Here is a 15,867-nt window from a genome sequence, read left to right as displayed (position 1 = left end):
CCACGCGGGCCGAACGAACTTTCGTTCGGCTCACGGAGGGACCGGCCTCACGGAGCGATCTGCGCTCCATCGAGCCACGACGGAGGCACCCGGCCGACGCTGACGATGTTCCAGAATGCCGTACGCCGGGTCAGGATCGTGACGAGGTGGTAGCCGTCCGGGTGGCGGGTGAGCACGCCTGCGACCGGGGCCTGGTCCGGGTCGAGGGTCAGCGGGATGACGTGAGCCCAGGTCTGGGTGGCGGGATACCAGTAGGCGCCGACGGTCGAGGCGTCCCAGGAACTGAGCTCGGCGTTGGCACGGGCGACCGCCGGCCGGAGGCGGGCGAGCACCTGATCGGGCGCCATCCCGGCTCGGTCGGCATGGTCGTAGGCGATGTGGAGGGCCCCGACCGAGGTGATCGACGAGGTCAGGTCCAGCGCCGGCGGGTCCCAGCTCTCCAGCGCGGTGCGGCACCGCTGGCAGTCGTCGTCGCGGCTCCAGTCGACGAACTCGACGTCGTCGATGGCGAGGTCGTCGCCACGGCTGGTGACGAGCACCAGCCGCAACCCCTCGGGGTCGCGCAACGGCAGCGGGTTGTGCTCCAGCCCGTCGCGGAAGTGCAGCAGCCCGAAGGCCTCGTTGACCCCGACTCTGTGGACGACCGCGGCGGCGAGGCCCGCCCGTTGCGCTCTCGATGACTCCTCCCGGATCAGCGCCGGGTCGACCAGATCTGCCAACCACTCCACCAGCTCGTCGTCCAGGAGACGCTCGGCCTCAGCAGGCAGCACAGGTCACCGGACGCCGGGCAGAGGGTTGCGTCACCATGGAGGAACCGTATCCACCGGTCCGCGTCGCCCGCACGTGCGGCGGGTCGATCCGGGGTCACCTACTCTCGAAGGGTGCAGCGAGACGAGAGATGGGCGGCGGAGCGGTTCGCTGCCGCCCGCGTGGCCCGGCTGGCGACGGCTTCGGCTGATGGTGTGCCGAGGATCGTGCCGATCGTGTTCGCGGTGCTGGGCGACCAGCTGATCACAGCGGTGGACCACAAGCCGAAGTCGACGACCCGGCTGCGGCGTCTGGCCGACATCGAGGCGAACCCCGCGGTGTCGGTGCTCGTCGACGAGTATGACGACGACTGGTCGCAGCTGTGGTGGGCACGTGCCGACGGCACGGCGAGAGTGCACGAGAGCCATGACGTCGATGCGTTGGTCGAGAAGTACCACCACTACCGCGAACAGCGCCCACGCGGCCCGGTGATCGTCATCGACGTCGCCCGGTGGTCCGGCTGGTCGGCCACCTGACCCTCACCCTCAACTCAAACCTGAGACTTGAAGACGCTCAGATCAGCGCGGAAACCGGAACGGCCGCAGGAATTCCCCGCTGGCAGACGTGCCGCGAGACGGCGCCGGGGGAGCAGGCACGGGAGGGGCAGGAGGCGCCATCGGCGCCCCGGGATCGGTCCAGGGCCGGCGTACGTCGAGGACGGTCGCCCACTGCGAAGCCGTCGGACGCACGCCCGGGGGGCCGGCCGCCTGGTCCATGAGCCGGGTGAGCGGCCCCACGAGGAGTCCTGCCTGCCCGGTGAAGGTCAGGTCGGGGCGGTGTCCGGGGGCGGCGTTGCGGTCGCCGGTGAGCACCCGCGCGATGGCCAGGGCGAGCTTGAAACGGTCGCTGTCGGCGGTCGGCTGCATACCGAGGTTGCTGGGGTCCTCCCAGCCACGCGTGTCAGCCGGCGGCAGCACCCCCGGCTCGCCGGCGGGCCGGATGCCGTCGCAGTCGAGGAGCATCACCCGCGGCATCGGGGTCGTCGACCAGGCGATGTTGCGCGGCGAGAGGTCGCCGAGCACGAGACCCTGACGGTGCAGCGCGTCCATCGCAGCGGCCAGCGCACGCAGGAGCAGCACCCGCTCGTAGACGCCCGGCATCGGCACGTCACCCACATTGATCAGCAGCCCCAGCTCGGCCAGTGCGGTCGTCGGGCCGAAGCCGGCCAGGAACGGATCGTGCACCCGCTGCATCAAGAAGCCGGCCGTACGCAGCCCGTCGAGCACCACCGTGTGCGGCCAGGCCGCGAAGTCGTCGACCTGAAGCCCTTCGCTCGCGACGAACCGCCGGATCCGCACCAGCTCGGCCAGCGCACGCCCGTCGACGAGCCCCAGCTCGCGCGAACGGTAGAGCTTCGCGACCGTGCCGGGGTGGTCGGCCAGCTCGATGATGCGGCCCTGCGAGCCTTCGGCGATGCAGCGCCCCAGGCTCAGGCGGCTGAGCTGGATTTCGTTCACGGACCCTCCGGCGCCGAATCTTGTGGAGCCCAGATCGTACGGGGCGGCGCCACCGGTTGCCGAGTCTACGGTCCGTCCGTCGACACCCGACTGGTGACAGGATGGTTCAGCCGAGCGCACGAGACTACCGAACGGTGCGGACGAGGATGGTGCGTGACGCGACAGGGCCGATGCCTGCGGCTCGCCGCCCGGCCGGGAGAAGCGCCCACACGCCTGAGATGATGGAGCCGATGGCGACCAGACCGACGGCCACACCCGCTGAGGTCGAGTTCGACGGCGGGAGGATCGTGCGCGCGCCGGGGGAGGCGAGCGTCGCCGAAGCGATGGTCAACCGTCCGAAGGTGCTCCCGGCGACGTCGGTCGCGAGGGACGTACGCGACTTCTTCGGTGACGATCACGTCCACGCTGCCTTGGTCTGTGACGGCAGCCGTCTGCTGAGCGTCATCGAGCGCCAGGACCTCACCCGTGCCCACGACGACGAGCCCGCGACCGGGCTCGGCACGCTCGCCGGCCGGACCGTCGCTCCGGAGGCAGACCTGTGGACCACCTGGGCCTCGATGACCCAGGAAGGTCTCCGCAGGCTCGCTGTCGTCGAGGACGACCGTTGCGTCGGTCTGCTCTGCCTCAAGCGCAGCGGCCGTGGCTTCTGCTGCGACGCCGGCGTCTGGGCGCGCAGCCGGAACGGCGACCGAACGCCCCGAGTCGTGGCTATTGTCGGTGATGACGCCGTGACGGCGACGCGAGAAGGCAGGAGACCCAGTTGACGCCGCAGGATCGGGCACAGAATCAGGCACAGGACGTGCTGGCACCACCCGCCAAGGCAGCGATCTTCCTCACCGTGACGATCAGGGACGGCAAGGAGCAGGAGGCACGCGACGCGCTCGCCGACGTCGCCGGGGTGACCCGCGCGATCGGCTTCCGCATCCCGGAGGCCGCGCTCACCTGCGTGGTCGGCATCGGAGCCCACGCCTGGGATCGGATGTACGCCGCGGCCCGCCCCGACGGCCTGCACCCGTTCCGTCCGCTCGCCGGTGACAAGCACGTCGCCGTCTCCACCCCCGGAGACCTGCTGTTCCACGTCCGCGCCGACCGACCCGACCTCTGCTTCGAGCTCGGTCGGCAGCTGATGGTGCTCTTCGCGGGTCTCGTCGACACCGTCGACGAGGTCCACGGCTTCCGCTACTGGGACCAACGCGACCTGCTGGGTTTCGTCGACGGCACCGAGAGTCCGACCGATGCGGCCGAGTCAGGCCCCGCAGCGCTGGTCGGCTTCGAGGGGAGCGGCGACCTGACCTACGCGGGGGCCAGCTACGTCATCGTCCAGAAATACCTCCATGACCTCGACACCTGGGACCGGCTCTCCGTCGAGGAGCAGGAGCTGGTCATCGGCCGCAAGAAGCTCAGCGACATCGAGCTGCCTGACTCGGTCAAGCCCGACGATTCCCACGTCGAGCTCAACACCATCACCGACCCCGACGGCACCGAGCGCGACATCGTGCGCGACAACATGCCGTTCGGTGCGGTCGGCACGGGGGAGTTCGGCACCTACTTCATCGGCTACGCCGCCGACCCGGGCGTGACCGAGGAGATGCTGCGCAACATGTTCCTGGGCCGCGACCCGGGCAAGCACGACCGGATCCTCGACTTCTCCACGGCCGTGACGGGGTGCCTGTTCTTCGTCCCGCCCGCGGACTTCCTCGAGGACCCTGAGCCGTTCCTCGCGCAGCCCGGCTCGACGGCTGCCGACGGCTCGCTCGGCATCGGACGCTTGGCGCACAGCGCCGGAAGGAGTGATCACGCATGAGGAACCTTCATCGGGAGCTCGCCCCGATCTCCGAGCCCGCCTGGGCGGAGATCGAGGAGGAGGCACGGCGTACGTTCAAGCGGCTGATCGCCGGTCGCCGCGTCGTCGACGTCGTCGGACCGTCGGGCCCAGAGCTGGCCGCCGTCGGCACCGGCCACCTCACGCCGCTGGCGGCGCCGGCCGACGGGGTGCGCGCACGGCAGCGCCAGGCCCAGCTCCTCGTCGAGCTGCGGGCACCGTTCCGTGTCACCCGCGATGCCGTCGACGACGTCGAGCGCGGCTCGCAGGACTCCGACTGGCAGCCGGTCAAGGACGCCGCCACCGCGATCGCGGGCGCCGAGGACAAGGCGATCTTCCACGGCTCCGAGGCGGCCGGTATCTCCGGCATCGCCCCGGCCAGCTCCAACACCCCGGTGCCGTTGCCCTCGGACCCGCGGGAGGTGCCCGACGCGGTCGCCAAGGCGGTCAGCGCGCTGCGGCTGGCCGGCGTCGACGGGCCCTACGACCTGCTGCTGTCCGCGGACACCTACACGGCCATCGCGGAGACCACCGACCACGGCCACCCGATCCTGCACCACGTGGCCCGGCTCCTCGACGGCGAGATCGTCTGGGCGCCGGCGCTCGAGGGTGCGCTGCTGGTCTCGACCCGCGGCGGTGATCACGAGCTCCATCTCGGCCTCGACCTGTCCATCGGCTACACCTCACACGATGCCGAGGGCATCGAGCTCTACCTCGAGGAGTCTCTGACGTTCTTCGCCTACACGGCCGAGGCGAGCGTCCCTCTGCCGGCCGGCTGAGCGGACCCAGGCGGTCACACCACACATGAGGAGCTGACATGGGAAGAGTGACAGTCGGACGGCCCGTGGTGCGGGTGCGCGACGGCGTGATCTCACGGCGACCGGACACCCTGGCCGCCGAGGAGCCGATGGAGATCAGGGTCAACGGCCGTCCGCTGACCGTCACGATGCGCACCCCCGGAGGTGACTTCGACCTGGCGATCGGCTTCCTGGTCAGCGAAGGTGTGGTGCACTCCGCCGAGGACGTCACGAGCGTCCGCTACTGCGCCGGCGCTACCGACGACGGCAGCAACACCTACAACGTGGTCGACGTCGGCCTGGCCGCGCACGTCCCGCCGCCGGACGCCTCCCTGGAGCGCAGCTTCTACACGACCTCCTCGTGCGGACTGTGCGGCAAGGCGTCGCTCGAGGCGGTGCGTACGACCTCGGCCTGGTCGGTCGCCGACGACACCCTGCGCGTCACCCCGGAGCTGCTGGCCACGATGCCCGAGCGGCTGCGGGAGGCGCAGCGTGTCTTCGACAGCACCGGCGGCCTGCACGCGGCCGGGATCTTCGACGCCGAGGGCAACCTGCTCTGCGCCCGCGAGGACGTCGGCCGCCACAACGCCGTCGACAAGGTGATCGGTCACGCGCTGCGCGAAGGCATGGTGCCGCTGCGCGACAGCATGCTGATGGTGAGCGGCCGAGCCTCCTTCGAGCTGGTGCAGAAGGCCGTCATGGCCGGCATCCCGCTGCTCGCCGCGGTCTCCGCCCCGTCATCGCTCGCCGTCGACCTGGCCGACGACAACGGGCTCACCCTGGTCGGTTTCCTGCGCGGATCCTCGATGAACATCTACGCCGGAGCCGACCGCGTCGAGCCCGTCCCCGTCGGCTGAGTACCCGGCACGCAACCGGCTCAGCCGGCCGTGATCGTGCGCCGCACCATGTCCTGAGCGACGCCGATCACCTCGGCGAGGCTGCGCACCTCGGGCCGCCACCACTCCACGACCCAGTTCATCGCACCGAGCAGGAGCATCCGGAAGGTCGTGATGTCGAGGTCGTCGCGGATGGTGCCGTCCTGCTTGGCCGCGTCGAAGAGGTCGCGCCAGAAGTGGCTGTAGCGCGACTCCTCCTCGGCCGGACGCTCGCGCAGCGAATCAGGCACGTGCCGGGCGTTGCGGATCGATGCGGTGGCGTAGTCGGAGATCTCCAGCTCGTAGCGGAGGTGGGCGTCGACCGCCGTCATGATGCGGTCGAGCGGCGCCGAGCCCGCGGGGAGGGCGGCGACGGCGTCCTCGACGTGGAGGCGTACGTCGTGAGCGCCCGACCACATCACCTCCTCGACCAGCTCGTCGCGGGAGGCGAAGTGGTAGTAGATCGCAGGCGTCTGCACGCCCGCGACATCGGCGACCTCTCCCAGCCGCATCCCGGCATAGCCCTTCTGCGAGAGCACGCTCGCGGCGGCGTCCAGGATGCGCCTGCGCGTCTTCTCCGACTTCGATCCCATCAGAAAAATTCTAATACAAATTCAGAAACCCTTGCGGCCACTGCGGATCGGCACCAAAGATGGTGTGACGCACAGCACAGCCCGTAGAGCACAGCCTGACCCGGGCTGGAGACGGAGGACCGATGACGGACGAATCTGCGCAGGCGCCCGCCTGGACGTTCCGCAGCCACTGGATGAGCCAGGCCGCCGGGCACGCGGTGATGCGACCCGACGCGACGGCGCTGCGCTTCCTCGGTGCGGACACGACGTGGCGAGAGCTGCACGAGCGCTCGCTCCGCTTCGCCGGTGCGCTCCGGCAACGTGGTGTCGAGGAGGGCGACCGGGTCATCCTGCTGACGCTCAACCGTCCGGAGTTCGTCGAGGCCGTCTTCGCGATCAACAGCCTGGGCGCCATCGCGGTGCCGGTCAACGCCCGCCTGACACCGCCCGAGCTCGTCGGGTTGGTCGAGGACAGCGGCTCGAAGGTGATCATCACCGAGGAGCTGCTCGCGCCGCTCGCCGCCGCCGTCGCGGCTCTCGCGCCCATCCTGACGACCAGGGTCGTGATGGGCGAGGCCGACGGGATGGAGGCGTACGAGAGCCTCGTGGAGACCGGAGACCCGATCGAGCTCGGCGACATCGCGGAGGACTCGGTGGCGCTGATCATGTACACCTCGGGCACCACCGGCAAGCCCAAGGGCGCCATGCTGACCCACCACAACATGCAGATGCAGGCGCTGACCTGCATCCGGGCCAACGACGTCGGCGACGAGTCCGACATCGCGTTCATGACCGCGCCGTTCTTCCACATCGCCGGGCTGGGGTCGCTGGCCGCCAACTTCGTGCTCGGCATCCCCAGCGTGATCCACCCGCTGGGTGCCTTCGACCCCGCCGCGGTCGTCGACGCCTGGGAGCGGGAGCGGGCCACCGTGGTCTTCAACGTGCCCCAGCAGTGGCAGGCCATCTGCGCGCTGCCGGGCATCAAGGAGCGCGACCTGGCGCTGCGGATCATCTCCTGGGGTGCCGCTCCGGCATCCGAGACGCTGTTGAAGGCGATGGCCGACACCTTCCCGAACGCACTCAACGTGGCCGTCTTCGGGCAGACCGAGACCTCGCCGATCACGTGCGTGCTGCGCGGTGAGGAGTCGCTGCGCAAGCTCGGCTCGGTGGGCCGCCCGATCCCGACGATCCAGTACCGCATCGTCGATGGCGAGATGAACGACGTGCCCACGGGCGAGGTCGGCGAGATCGTCTATCGCGGCCCCACGGTCACCCGCGGCTACTGGAACAACCCCGAGGCGACCGCGAAGGCGTACGTCGGTGGCTGGTTCCACTCCGGCGACCTGGTGCGGCAGGACGAGGAGGGGTTCGTCTGGGTCGTGGACCGGGCCAAGGACATGATCATCAGCGGCGGCGAGAACATCTACAGCGCGGAGGTCGAGAACGCCATCCACGCTCACCCGGCGGTGCTCGAGGCCGCGGTGATCGGCCGCAGTGACGAGCGGTGGGGCGAGGTGCCGGTGGCCTATGTCGTGACCGCTCCGGAGGAGAGCATCGACCTCGAGGGGCTCAACGACTTCCTCACCACCCGCCTGGCCAGGTTCAAGCTCCCGAAGGACCTGGTCCTCCTCGACGCGCTGCCCCGCAACGCCGGCGGCAAGGTGCGCAAGACCGAGCTGCGAAGTTGAGTACCTGAGCTCACGCGGCACCCACGGGCGGGCGACCAGACTGCTGCCATGTCGATGCTGCGTCACCACCTGCTCGCTCCGGCCGCCTCCTGCTTCCTGGGTGTGCTGAGCCTGACCACGGTGCTGTGCTTCCACTTCCCTGAGCTGCTGACCACGCGCGAGTTCCGCGCGGTGTACACCGAAGACTTCGCCCGTACGCTGCTCCTGATCGGTCTGGCCGTGGCGTTCTTCGCCGGCACGATCGCGGTGCTGCGCGACCAGCACAAGAAGATGGCGTTCCTCGGGGTGGGCACCGCGACCGCTGCGGTGCTGCTCGGGGGCACCGAGGTGCCGTTCGAGGGCACGGTTCACAACACGCCGTTCGCGCTCGGTCTCGACTGGTTCGTGCTCGCGCTGTTCTTCTCGGCGCTGGTGTTCATCCCGCTCGAGCACGCCTTCGCCCGCCGGCCGGTGCCCGTCTTCCGGCCCGGTTGGCGCACCGACGCGTGCTACTTCTTCATGAGCCACGTGCTGGTGCAGCTCATCTTGATCCTGGTCACCGCCTCGACCTCGCTGGTCGTCTCGACGGTGAAGATCCCGGGCATGCAGGAGTGGATCCAGGACCTGCCGTTCGTGGTGGCGTTCCTGCTCGCGGTCTTCCTCGCCGATCTGGCCCAGGCGGTGCTGCACCGCTGCTACCACCGGATCATGGTGTTGTGGCGCTTCCACGCGGTGCACCACTCCAGCCCCGAGCTCGACTGGCTGGCCGGCTCCCGGGTGCACTTCGTGGAGACCGTGCTCACCCGCAGCATCGTGCTGCTCCCGCTGCTGCTGGTGGGGTTCAGCCCGTCGGTCGTCAACGCGTACGCCGTGCTCGTCGGCATCCAGGCGGTGGTGGCTCACGCCAACATCGGCATCCGGTTCGGCGTCCTCGAGTATCTGGTCGTGCTGCCCCGCTACCACCACTGGCACCACGCCCGGCACCTCGACTACTGGGACCGCAACTACGCGATCCACCTGCCGGTGGTCGACATGCTGATGGGCTCCTTCAAGCTGCCGCGTGACGGCAGCTGGCCCGAGGAGTACGGGGTGCTCAAGCGGGAGACGGTGCCTGTCGGCATCCTCGCCCAGCACGTCGCTCCGTTCCGCGGCCGACGCACCTTCGAGGACTACGTCCACTGAGGCTGTGGCAGGATTCCGGGCATGAAACCCGCGGCTGTTCTCATGGACATGGACGGCACCCTGGTCGACACCGAGCCCTACTGGATGGCGACGGAGTATGCGATCGCCGAGCGCTTCGGAGCGACCTGGACCGAGGAGCAGGCGATGGGCCTGGTCGGCAACGCGCTGATCGAGTCGGCGCGGCTGGTCAAGGAGGGCATGGGCCTGCCCCACGAGCCCGAGGAGATCGTCGAGATGCTCCTCGACGGCGTCGTGGAGCGCGTCGAGCGTGAGGTGCCTTGGCGTCCGGGCGCCCGCGAGCTGCTCACCGACCTGTTCGAGCAGGGCGTGCCGTGCGCGCTGGTGACGATGTCGTACGCCCGGTTCGTCGGTCCCATCCTCGAGCACCTGCCCGAGGGCACCTTCAAGGTGATCGTCACCGGTGACCAGGTGCGCAACGGCAAGCCCCACCCGGAGCCCTACCTGACCGCGGCCGCCGCGCTCGGGGTCGCCGCCGAGGACACCGTGGCGGTCGAGGACTCCAACACCGGTGCCCGCTCGGCCGAGGCCGCCGGCTGCACGGTCCTGGTCGTCGAGAACCACGTGCCCGTCGCCCCCGGCGAGCGCCGGGTCTTCCGCGACACGCTCGAGGGCATGACGTACGCCGACCTGGCCGCGCTGGACGCCGGAGCCTGAACGCGCACGGCGTTCAGGGCGTGATCTCCACGTCCGGTACGCCGATGCCCGCATCCGGATCGAAGGGCAGCACCGCCTCGGCCCGGACCTCGTGCGGCTGGATCTCGCCGCTCGCGATCGGCTCGGCGAAGTGGCAGGCGACCCGGTGTCCGGCAGCGACCCCGTCGATCGACACGGTCCTGAGCTCGGGGCGCTCGGTGTCGCACCGCTCGGCCTGCTTCCAGGGGCAACGGGTGTGGAAGCGGCAGCCTGACGGCGGCGCGGCGGGAGAGGGCAGGTCGCCGGTGAGCAGGATCTGCTCGCGCGCGTCCTCGACGGCCGGGTCGGGAATGGGGACGGCGGACATCAGGGCGCGGGTGTAGGGGTGCAGGGGAGTGGCATAGAGGGAGTCGGCGTCGGCCTCCTCGACCAGGCCGCCGAGATACATCACCCCGACCCGGTCGCTGATGTGGCGCACGACCGCGAGGTCGTGGGCGATCACCAGGTAGGTCAGCCCGAGGGCGTCCTGCAAGGACTCCAGGAGGTTGATCACCTGCGCCTGGACCGAGACGTCGAGCGCCGAGACCGGCTCGTCGGCGACGATCACGGTGGGGTTGACCGAGAGCGCGCGGGCGATGCCGATGCGCTGGCGCTGACCACCGGAGAACTCGTGGGGATACTTCGACAGCGCGGCCTGCGGCAGCCCGACCGCGTCCATCAGCTCACGCAGCCGCGCGCTGGTCGCCTCCTTGTCCGAGGCCAGGCCGTGGGCTTTCATGCCCTCCACCAGCAGCGACTGCACCGACTGGCGCGGGTCGAGGGAGGACAGCGGGTCCTGGAAGACCATCTGTAGATCCTGTCGCTTGCGGCGCAGAGCCTCCCCGCGCAGCGGCGCCAGATCCTCGCCGTCGAAGACGACGGACCCCTCGGTCATCTCCGCCAGCCGGAGGATCGCCCGGCCCAGCGTCGACTTCCCGCACCCCGACTCTCCGACCAGCCCGTACGTCTCGCCCCGGCGGATCTCCAGGTCGACCCCGTCCACGGCGTAGACGTGCCCGATCGTCCTGTCGAAGATCACACCGCGCTTGATGGGGAAGTGGACCTTCACCCCGGTGGCGGAGACCAGCACATCCGAGCTCATCGGGCCGCCTCCGTAGCGCAGGCGCCAGGGTACGGACGTGGCCCGATGAAGGTTTTGATGTTCACTCGCTGACGCTCGTTCATGAGGAGACCTCCGTCGGGACGACCGGGTGGAAGCAGCGAAGGGCACCCTCGCCGTCGGTGCCGCCGCCACCGTGCGGAACCAGCGGGGGAGAGGAGGCGAGGCAGTCCTCGGCCGCCGCCGGGCAGCGGGGCGCGAAGGCGCAGGCGCCGGCCCAGGGCAGGTTGTCCGAGACCGACCCGGGGATCGGGGCGAGCGGCTCGCCGCGGCCGGCGTCCAGCCGCGGGATCGAGCCGAGCAGACCGTTGGTATAGGGGTGTGCCGGCGCGGCGAAGAGCGAGTGCCGCATGCCACGCTCGACCAGACGACCGCCGTAGAGGACGTTGACGTCGTCGCACATCCCGGCCACGACGCCGAGGTCGTGGGTGATCATGACCAGCGCCGTGTCGGAGTCGGAGACCAGCTCCTTGAGCAGCGCCAGGATCTGCGCCTGGATCGTCACGTCCAGCGCAGTCGTCGGCTCGTCGGCGATCAGCAGCCGCGGCCGGCAGGCCAGCGCCATCGCGATCAGGGCACGCTGACGCATCCCGCCGGAGAGCTGGTGAGGGTATTCACGCAGCCGCCGCCGCGGGTCCGGGATGCCGACCTTGTCGAGCATCACCTTGGCGTCCTCCATGGCGGCCGACTTCGAGACCCCGCGGTGGCGCTGGACGACCTCGGCGACCTGGACGCCGATCGAGACGACCGGGTTGAGCGAGGAGAGCGGGTCCTGGAAGATCATCGCCAGGTCGCGGCCGCGCCGCTCGCGCATCTGCGTGGCCGGGAGACCGAGCAGGTCGGTCCCCTCGAACAGCACCTCTCCGGTGACGGTGTTACCCCGGCGCGGGAGCAGCCCCATGATGGCCAGCGAGGTCACCGACTTGCCGCAGCCCGACTCGCCGACGAGCCCGACGGTCTGCCCGGGGCGTACGTCGAAGGAGACTCCGTCGACGGCGTCGAACGGCTCGGCTCCATGCCGGGTGAAGGTGACCCGGAGGTCTCTCACGGACAGCAACGGCTCGCTCATGAGCCTCACCTCCTGCTCTTCGGGTCGAGGGCTTCGCGCAGCGACTCGCCCATCAGGGTGAAGCCGAGCGCGACCACGATGATGCAGCCGGCCGGCCAGAAGGCGAGGTGCGGATGCTCGTTGAGGTACTGCTGCGAGGCGCCCAGCATCTGGCCCCACTCCGGTCGCCGGTCGTCGGGGTTGCCGAGGCCGAGGAAGGAGAGCGCCGCGGCGTCGATGATCGAGGTGGCCACGACCAGCGTCGACTGCACGATCACCGGCCCCAGCGAGTTGGGCAGCATGTGCCGCAGCACGATCGAGGCCGGACGTACGCCGAGGGCCCGTGCCGCGAGCACATGGTCGCTGTGCCGCTGGGCGAGCATCGAGCCGCGCAGCAACCGGGAGAAGATCGGGATCTGGACGACCGCGATCGCGATGATCACCGTCCACTGGCTCGGCCGGGCGGCCAGCGCGGCCAGGGAGAAGGCGAGCAGCAGGCCGGGAATCGAGAGCATCACGTCGACGATGCGCATGACCAGGGCGTCGACCCAGCCGCCGAAGGCGCCGGCCAGGGTGCCGAGCACGAGCCCACCGGCCAGCCCGATCAGCGTCGCCAGGACACCGACGACCAGGGTCTGCTGCGACCCGACCAGGACGCGGGAGAGCAGGTCGCGGCCTCGGTTGTCGCCACCCAGCGGGAAGCCGGGCTCGGGGCCGGGCACCGGGTTGGACTGCCGTTCGACCTTGTCGATCAGGGGCTGCGCCGCCGGGTCCCAGGGCGCCAGCCACGGCGAGATGATCGCGAGCAGCACGAACAGCGCGGTGAGGGTGAGCCCGATCAGGAAGATCGGGTTGCGGCGCAGCCGGCGCCAGGCGCCGGCCAGCAACGACTCGCCGCCGGTGTCCCTCACCGTGCCGGCCTCGGCCACCTCCACCTCGGCGACCGAGGCCGCCAGGGTGTCGATGCGCGTCTTCTTCGGGGAGATCAGGTTCATCACGCTCACCTCGTCCGTACGCGGGGGTCGATGATGGCGTAGGCGACGTCGACCAGCAGGTTGACGACCACGTAGACCGCCGCGGCCGCGATGATCAGCATCTGCAGCACCGCGTAGTCGCGCTCGGTCGAGGCGACGGCGAGGGCGTCCCCGACCCCGCGGAAGGAGAAGACCCGCTCGGTCAGCACCGCGCCGGCCAGGAGGCTGCCGACCTGCAGGCCGATCACGGTCGTGACCGGCAGCATCGCGTTGCGCAGCACATGGCGGCCACGGATGACGCGCGCGGTCAGCCCCTTGGCCTCGGCGGTGCGTACGTAGTCCTCGTCCAGCACCTCCAGGACGGAGGCCCGGGTGATCCGGAAGATGATCGCGAACGGGATCGAGGAGAGCGCGATGCCCGGCAGGATCAGGTGCAGGAACGCGTCCCAGGCGGCGTCGTACTCGCCGGTGATCAGCCCGTCGAATATGAAGAAGTTGGTGATGTGGGTGGCGTCGATCGTCGGCGTCTGACGGCCCGAGACCGGCAGCCAGCCGAGCTGGACCGCGAAGACGTACTTGAGCAGGAACGCCAGGAAGAAGACCGGCACCGCGACGCCCACCAGCGAGACCACGATCGAGGAGTTGTCGAGGAAGGTGGCGCGGCGCCGGGCCGCCAGGTAACCGAGCGGCACCCCGATCGAGATCGCGATGACCAGGGCGAACGTGGTCAGCTCGATGGTGCCGGGCAGCCGGTCGAAGAAGATCTCCAGCGCGTCGGTCCCCGCCTGCACCCGGATCGAGGCGCCGAAGTCACCGTGCACGATCCGGCCGAGGAAGAGCAGATACTGCTCCCAGATCGGCTTGTCGAGCCCGAAGGTCTTCTCCAGCGCGGCTCGGGTGGCGGGGGTCGCGCGCTCGCCGAGGATCGCGGAGACCGGGCCGCCGGGAAGGGCGCGCAGCCAGGCGAAGATGAGGAAGGAGAGCACGACCATCACGCCCACCATCTGCAGCAGGCGGCGTAGGACGAATCTGAGCAAGTTCTCTCCTTGGTGCTGATGCGTGAGCGGCAGCGCCGGTCGAGCCGCAAGCTGGGCTCGCGGGCTCGACCGGCGGATGTGGGCTACTCGCCCCCGACGGAGACCGGTGCGAAGTCCTCCGCGGTCAGGGGGCTGGGCACCAGACCCTTGGTGTCGGCGTCGACCACGATGGCCGGCGGGGAGTGGCTGATCGGGAAGCCGGGCAGATACTCGGTCATGATCTGCTCGTTGAGCTCCTCATACCGCTTCGTACGCTCGGCCTCGTCGACGATGGAGTCGGCGGCCTTCAGGTCGTCGGACAGCTTCTTGCCCCAGGAGATGTTCGAGGTCTTGAAGTCGTTGGCGACGGGTTCGGTGAAGAACGAGCCGAGGAAGTTGTACGCATCGTTGAAGTCGCCGGTCCAGCCGAGGATGTGTGCGTCGTACTTACCGGCGGTGACGTTGTCGGTGTAGGCCGTCCACGGTGCCGAGACCGCCTTCACCGTGATGCCGACGGCCTCGAGGTCGGCGCGCAGGGCGTCATAGATCGTGGACGGGTCCGGCATGTACGGCCGGCTGACCTCGGTCGGGAACGCGAAGGTCATCTCGAGCCCCTCGGCTCCGGCCTCCTTGAGCAGCTGCTTCGACTTCTCCGGGTCGTAGGCGTACGGCTCGAGGTCCTTGTTGTAGCCGGCGACCGTGTCGGGCATGAACTGGGTCGCGACCGTGGCCCCCTCGGGCAGCTGGGACTTGACCAGCTCCTCGCGGTTGAGCGCGTGGTAGATCGCCTGACGGACCTTGAGGTCGTGGAACTTCTTGTCCTTCAGGTTCAGGCCGAGGTAGAGGATGTTGAACGGGTCGCGGATCTCGACCTGGTTGCCGTTCTCCTCCAGCGAGTTCCAGTCGACCGGGTTGGGCAGGTCGTAGCCGTTGATCGAGCCCGCCTCGAGCTCCTGGCGGCGGGTGGACTCGTCGGGGATGATCCGGAAGACGAGCTTCTCGGACTTGGCGGCCTCACCCCAGTAGTCGTCGTTGCGGACCAGGGTCACGGTGCCGTTGGCCTCGTCGTACTTCTCCAGCTTGAACGCGCCGGTGCCGACCGGGTTCTTGGCGTTCTCGGGGAAGGTGAAGCCTTCGCCGGCCGCCTTGATGCCGTTGGCGTCGCCCTCCTCCATCGCCTTGGGCGACTGCATCGAGAACGAGGTCTGCGACAGCAGTGTCGGGAAGCTCGCGGTCGCGCGGTCGATGGTGATCACCGCGGTGGTCTCGTCGGGCGCCTCGCAGCCCTTGTAGAGCGAGGGGTCCTTCTCCGCGTCGTTCTTGAAGCCTCCGAAGAAGGAGCCCCAGTACTCGGCGGCGGTCTGGCCGTCGGCACCCTGGTCGTACATCCGCTCCAGGTTTGCGCAGACCGCCTCGCCGTTGAACGGTTCGCCGTCGATGAAGGTGACGTCGTCGCGGAGCTTGAAGGTCCACTTGGTGCCGGACTCGTCCGGCTCCCAGCTCTCGGCGAGGGCGGGCTCGATCTCGGAGGTGCCCGGCTTGGAGTCGATCAGGGTGTCGAAGATCTGCCGCGAGATGCGGAAGGTCTCGCCGTCGGTGGCGTAGAAGGGGTCGAAGGTGGAGGGCGCACCTGCCGCGCCGAAGGTGAGGGTCGAGCCCCCAGCACCGCCACGCTCGGACTGTGCGCAGGCCGCGAGCGAGAGCGCCAAGGCTCCTGCCGCGACAGCCGGAAGGATTCTCCGGGAGATTCTCATCGCTAAACCTCGCTTGTTCGTAGACCAGTCTGGTCAGCGACCCGGGATGGGTGCCTCGGCGCCGAAAGTGACCTGGGTCACAG

16 protein-coding genes are annotated in these 15,867 nt (G+C 69.6%); 8 read left to right on the top strand and 8 right to left on the bottom strand.

Annotated features, from left to right (window positions below; translation table 11 throughout):
* Positions 1-47: 47 nt before the first annotated feature.
* A complete protein-coding gene (locus FB381_RS13455) occupies positions 48-770 on the bottom strand; it encodes a hypothetical protein (protein ID WP_141780752.1) in 723 nt (240 codons plus the stop codon).
* A gap of 111 nt (positions 771-881) precedes the next feature.
* Between FB381_RS13455 and FB381_RS13450 the strand changes: the two genes are divergently transcribed.
* Positions 882-1,283 carry a TIGR03668 family PPOX class F420-dependent oxidoreductase gene (locus FB381_RS13450; protein WP_141780751.1) on the top strand — a complete coding sequence of 134 codons (402 nt, stop codon included), beginning with the start codon at positions 882-884 and terminating at the stop codon, positions 1,281-1,283.
* 42 nt (positions 1,284-1,325) lie between these two features.
* Here the strand turns inward: FB381_RS13450 and FB381_RS13445 are convergent, their stop codons facing one another.
* Entirely contained in the window at positions 1,326-2,264 is a 939-nt protein-coding gene (locus FB381_RS13445; RefSeq protein ID WP_141780750.1) for a hypothetical protein, read from the bottom strand.
* Between the two features lie 230 nt (positions 2,265-2,494).
* On the opposite strand from FB381_RS13445, the gene FB381_RS13440 reads away from it, so the two are divergent.
* Genes FB381_RS13440 through fdhD form a run of 4 tightly spaced genes read left to right on the top strand, consistent with a single transcriptional unit; the run spans position 2,495 to position 5,740 of the window.
* A complete protein-coding gene (locus FB381_RS13440) occupies positions 2,495-3,028 on the top strand; it encodes a CBS domain-containing protein (RefSeq protein ID WP_170225150.1) in 534 nt (177 codons plus the stop codon).
* 35 nt (positions 3,029-3,063) lie between these two features.
* Positions 3,064-4,068 carry a Dyp-type peroxidase gene (locus FB381_RS13435; RefSeq protein WP_141780748.1) on the top strand — a complete coding sequence of 335 codons (1,005 nt, stop codon included), beginning with the start codon at positions 3,064-3,066 and terminating at the stop codon, positions 4,066-4,068.
* Entirely contained in the window at positions 4,065-4,865 is an 801-nt protein-coding gene (locus FB381_RS13430; protein ID WP_141780747.1) for a family 1 encapsulin nanocompartment shell protein, read from the top strand. Before FB381_RS13435 ends, FB381_RS13430 begins: the two co-directional genes overlap by 4 nt.
* A gap of 38 nt (positions 4,866-4,903) precedes the next feature.
* The gene (fdhD, locus tag FB381_RS13425; RefSeq protein WP_141780746.1) at positions 4,904-5,740 is read left to right on the top strand and encodes a formate dehydrogenase accessory sulfurtransferase FdhD; all 837 of its coding nucleotides are present in this window, start codon (positions 4,904-4,906) and stop codon (positions 5,738-5,740) included.
* A gap of 20 nt (positions 5,741-5,760) precedes the next feature.
* Here the strand turns inward: fdhD and FB381_RS13420 are convergent, their stop codons facing one another.
* The gene (locus tag FB381_RS13420) at positions 5,761-6,351 is read right to left on the bottom strand and encodes a TetR/AcrR family transcriptional regulator (RefSeq protein ID WP_141780745.1); all 591 of its coding nucleotides are present in this window, start codon (positions 6,349-6,351) and stop codon (positions 5,761-5,763) included.
* A gap of 122 nt (positions 6,352-6,473) precedes the next feature.
* Between FB381_RS13420 and FB381_RS13415 the strand changes: the two genes are divergently transcribed.
* The 3 genes from FB381_RS13415 to FB381_RS13405 are packed head-to-tail and all read left to right on the top strand — an operon-like array spanning position 6,474 to position 9,854.
* Positions 6,474-8,018 (top strand): long-chain-fatty-acid--CoA ligase, encoded by a 1,545-nt coding sequence (locus tag FB381_RS13415; protein ID WP_141780744.1) that lies wholly within the window; start codon positions 6,474-6,476, stop codon positions 8,016-8,018.
* Positions 8,019-8,066: 48 nt separating this feature from the next.
* Entirely contained in the window at positions 8,067-9,179 is a 1,113-nt protein-coding gene (locus FB381_RS13410; RefSeq protein ID WP_141780743.1) for a sterol desaturase family protein, read from the top strand.
* A 21-nt stretch (positions 9,180-9,200) separates the two neighbouring features.
* A complete protein-coding gene (locus FB381_RS13405; RefSeq protein WP_246088097.1) occupies positions 9,201-9,854 on the top strand; it encodes an HAD family hydrolase in 654 nt (217 codons plus the stop codon).
* Positions 9,855-9,867: 13 nt separating this feature from the next.
* Here FB381_RS13405 and FB381_RS13400 read toward each other — a convergent pair whose 3' ends face one another.
* The 5 genes from FB381_RS13400 to FB381_RS13380 form a co-directional block, all read right to left on the bottom strand.
* The gene (locus tag FB381_RS13400; protein ID WP_141780742.1) at positions 9,868-10,974 is read right to left on the bottom strand and encodes an ABC transporter ATP-binding protein; all 1,107 of its coding nucleotides are present in this window, start codon (positions 10,972-10,974) and stop codon (positions 9,868-9,870) included.
* Between the two features lie 79 nt (positions 10,975-11,053).
* Positions 11,054-12,061, bottom strand: a complete 1,008-nt coding sequence (locus FB381_RS13395) for an ABC transporter ATP-binding protein (RefSeq protein ID WP_141780741.1) — start codon at positions 12,059-12,061, stop codon at positions 11,054-11,056.
* A gap of 5 nt (positions 12,062-12,066) precedes the next feature.
* Complete coding sequence (locus FB381_RS13390; RefSeq protein ID WP_141780740.1) at positions 12,067-13,035, bottom strand: ABC transporter permease; 969 nt, start codon at positions 13,033-13,035, stop codon at positions 12,067-12,069.
* A 5-nt stretch (positions 13,036-13,040) separates the two neighbouring features.
* Entirely contained in the window at positions 13,041-14,051 is a 1,011-nt protein-coding gene (locus FB381_RS13385) for an ABC transporter permease (protein WP_141780739.1), read from the bottom strand.
* 83 nt (positions 14,052-14,134) lie between these two features.
* Complete coding sequence (locus FB381_RS13380) at positions 14,135-15,784, bottom strand: ABC transporter substrate-binding protein (protein ID WP_141780738.1); 1,650 nt, start codon at positions 15,782-15,784, stop codon at positions 14,135-14,137.
* Between the last annotated feature and the right edge of the window lie 83 nt (positions 15,785-15,867).

Source organism: Nocardioides albertanoniae (assembly GCF_006716315.1).
GTDB lineage: Bacteria > Actinomycetota > Actinomycetes > Propionibacteriales > Nocardioidaceae > Nocardioides > Nocardioides albertanoniae.
The sequence above is the reverse complement of the archived record's forward strand: the minus strand, read 5'-3'. Positions and strand labels throughout refer to the sequence as shown.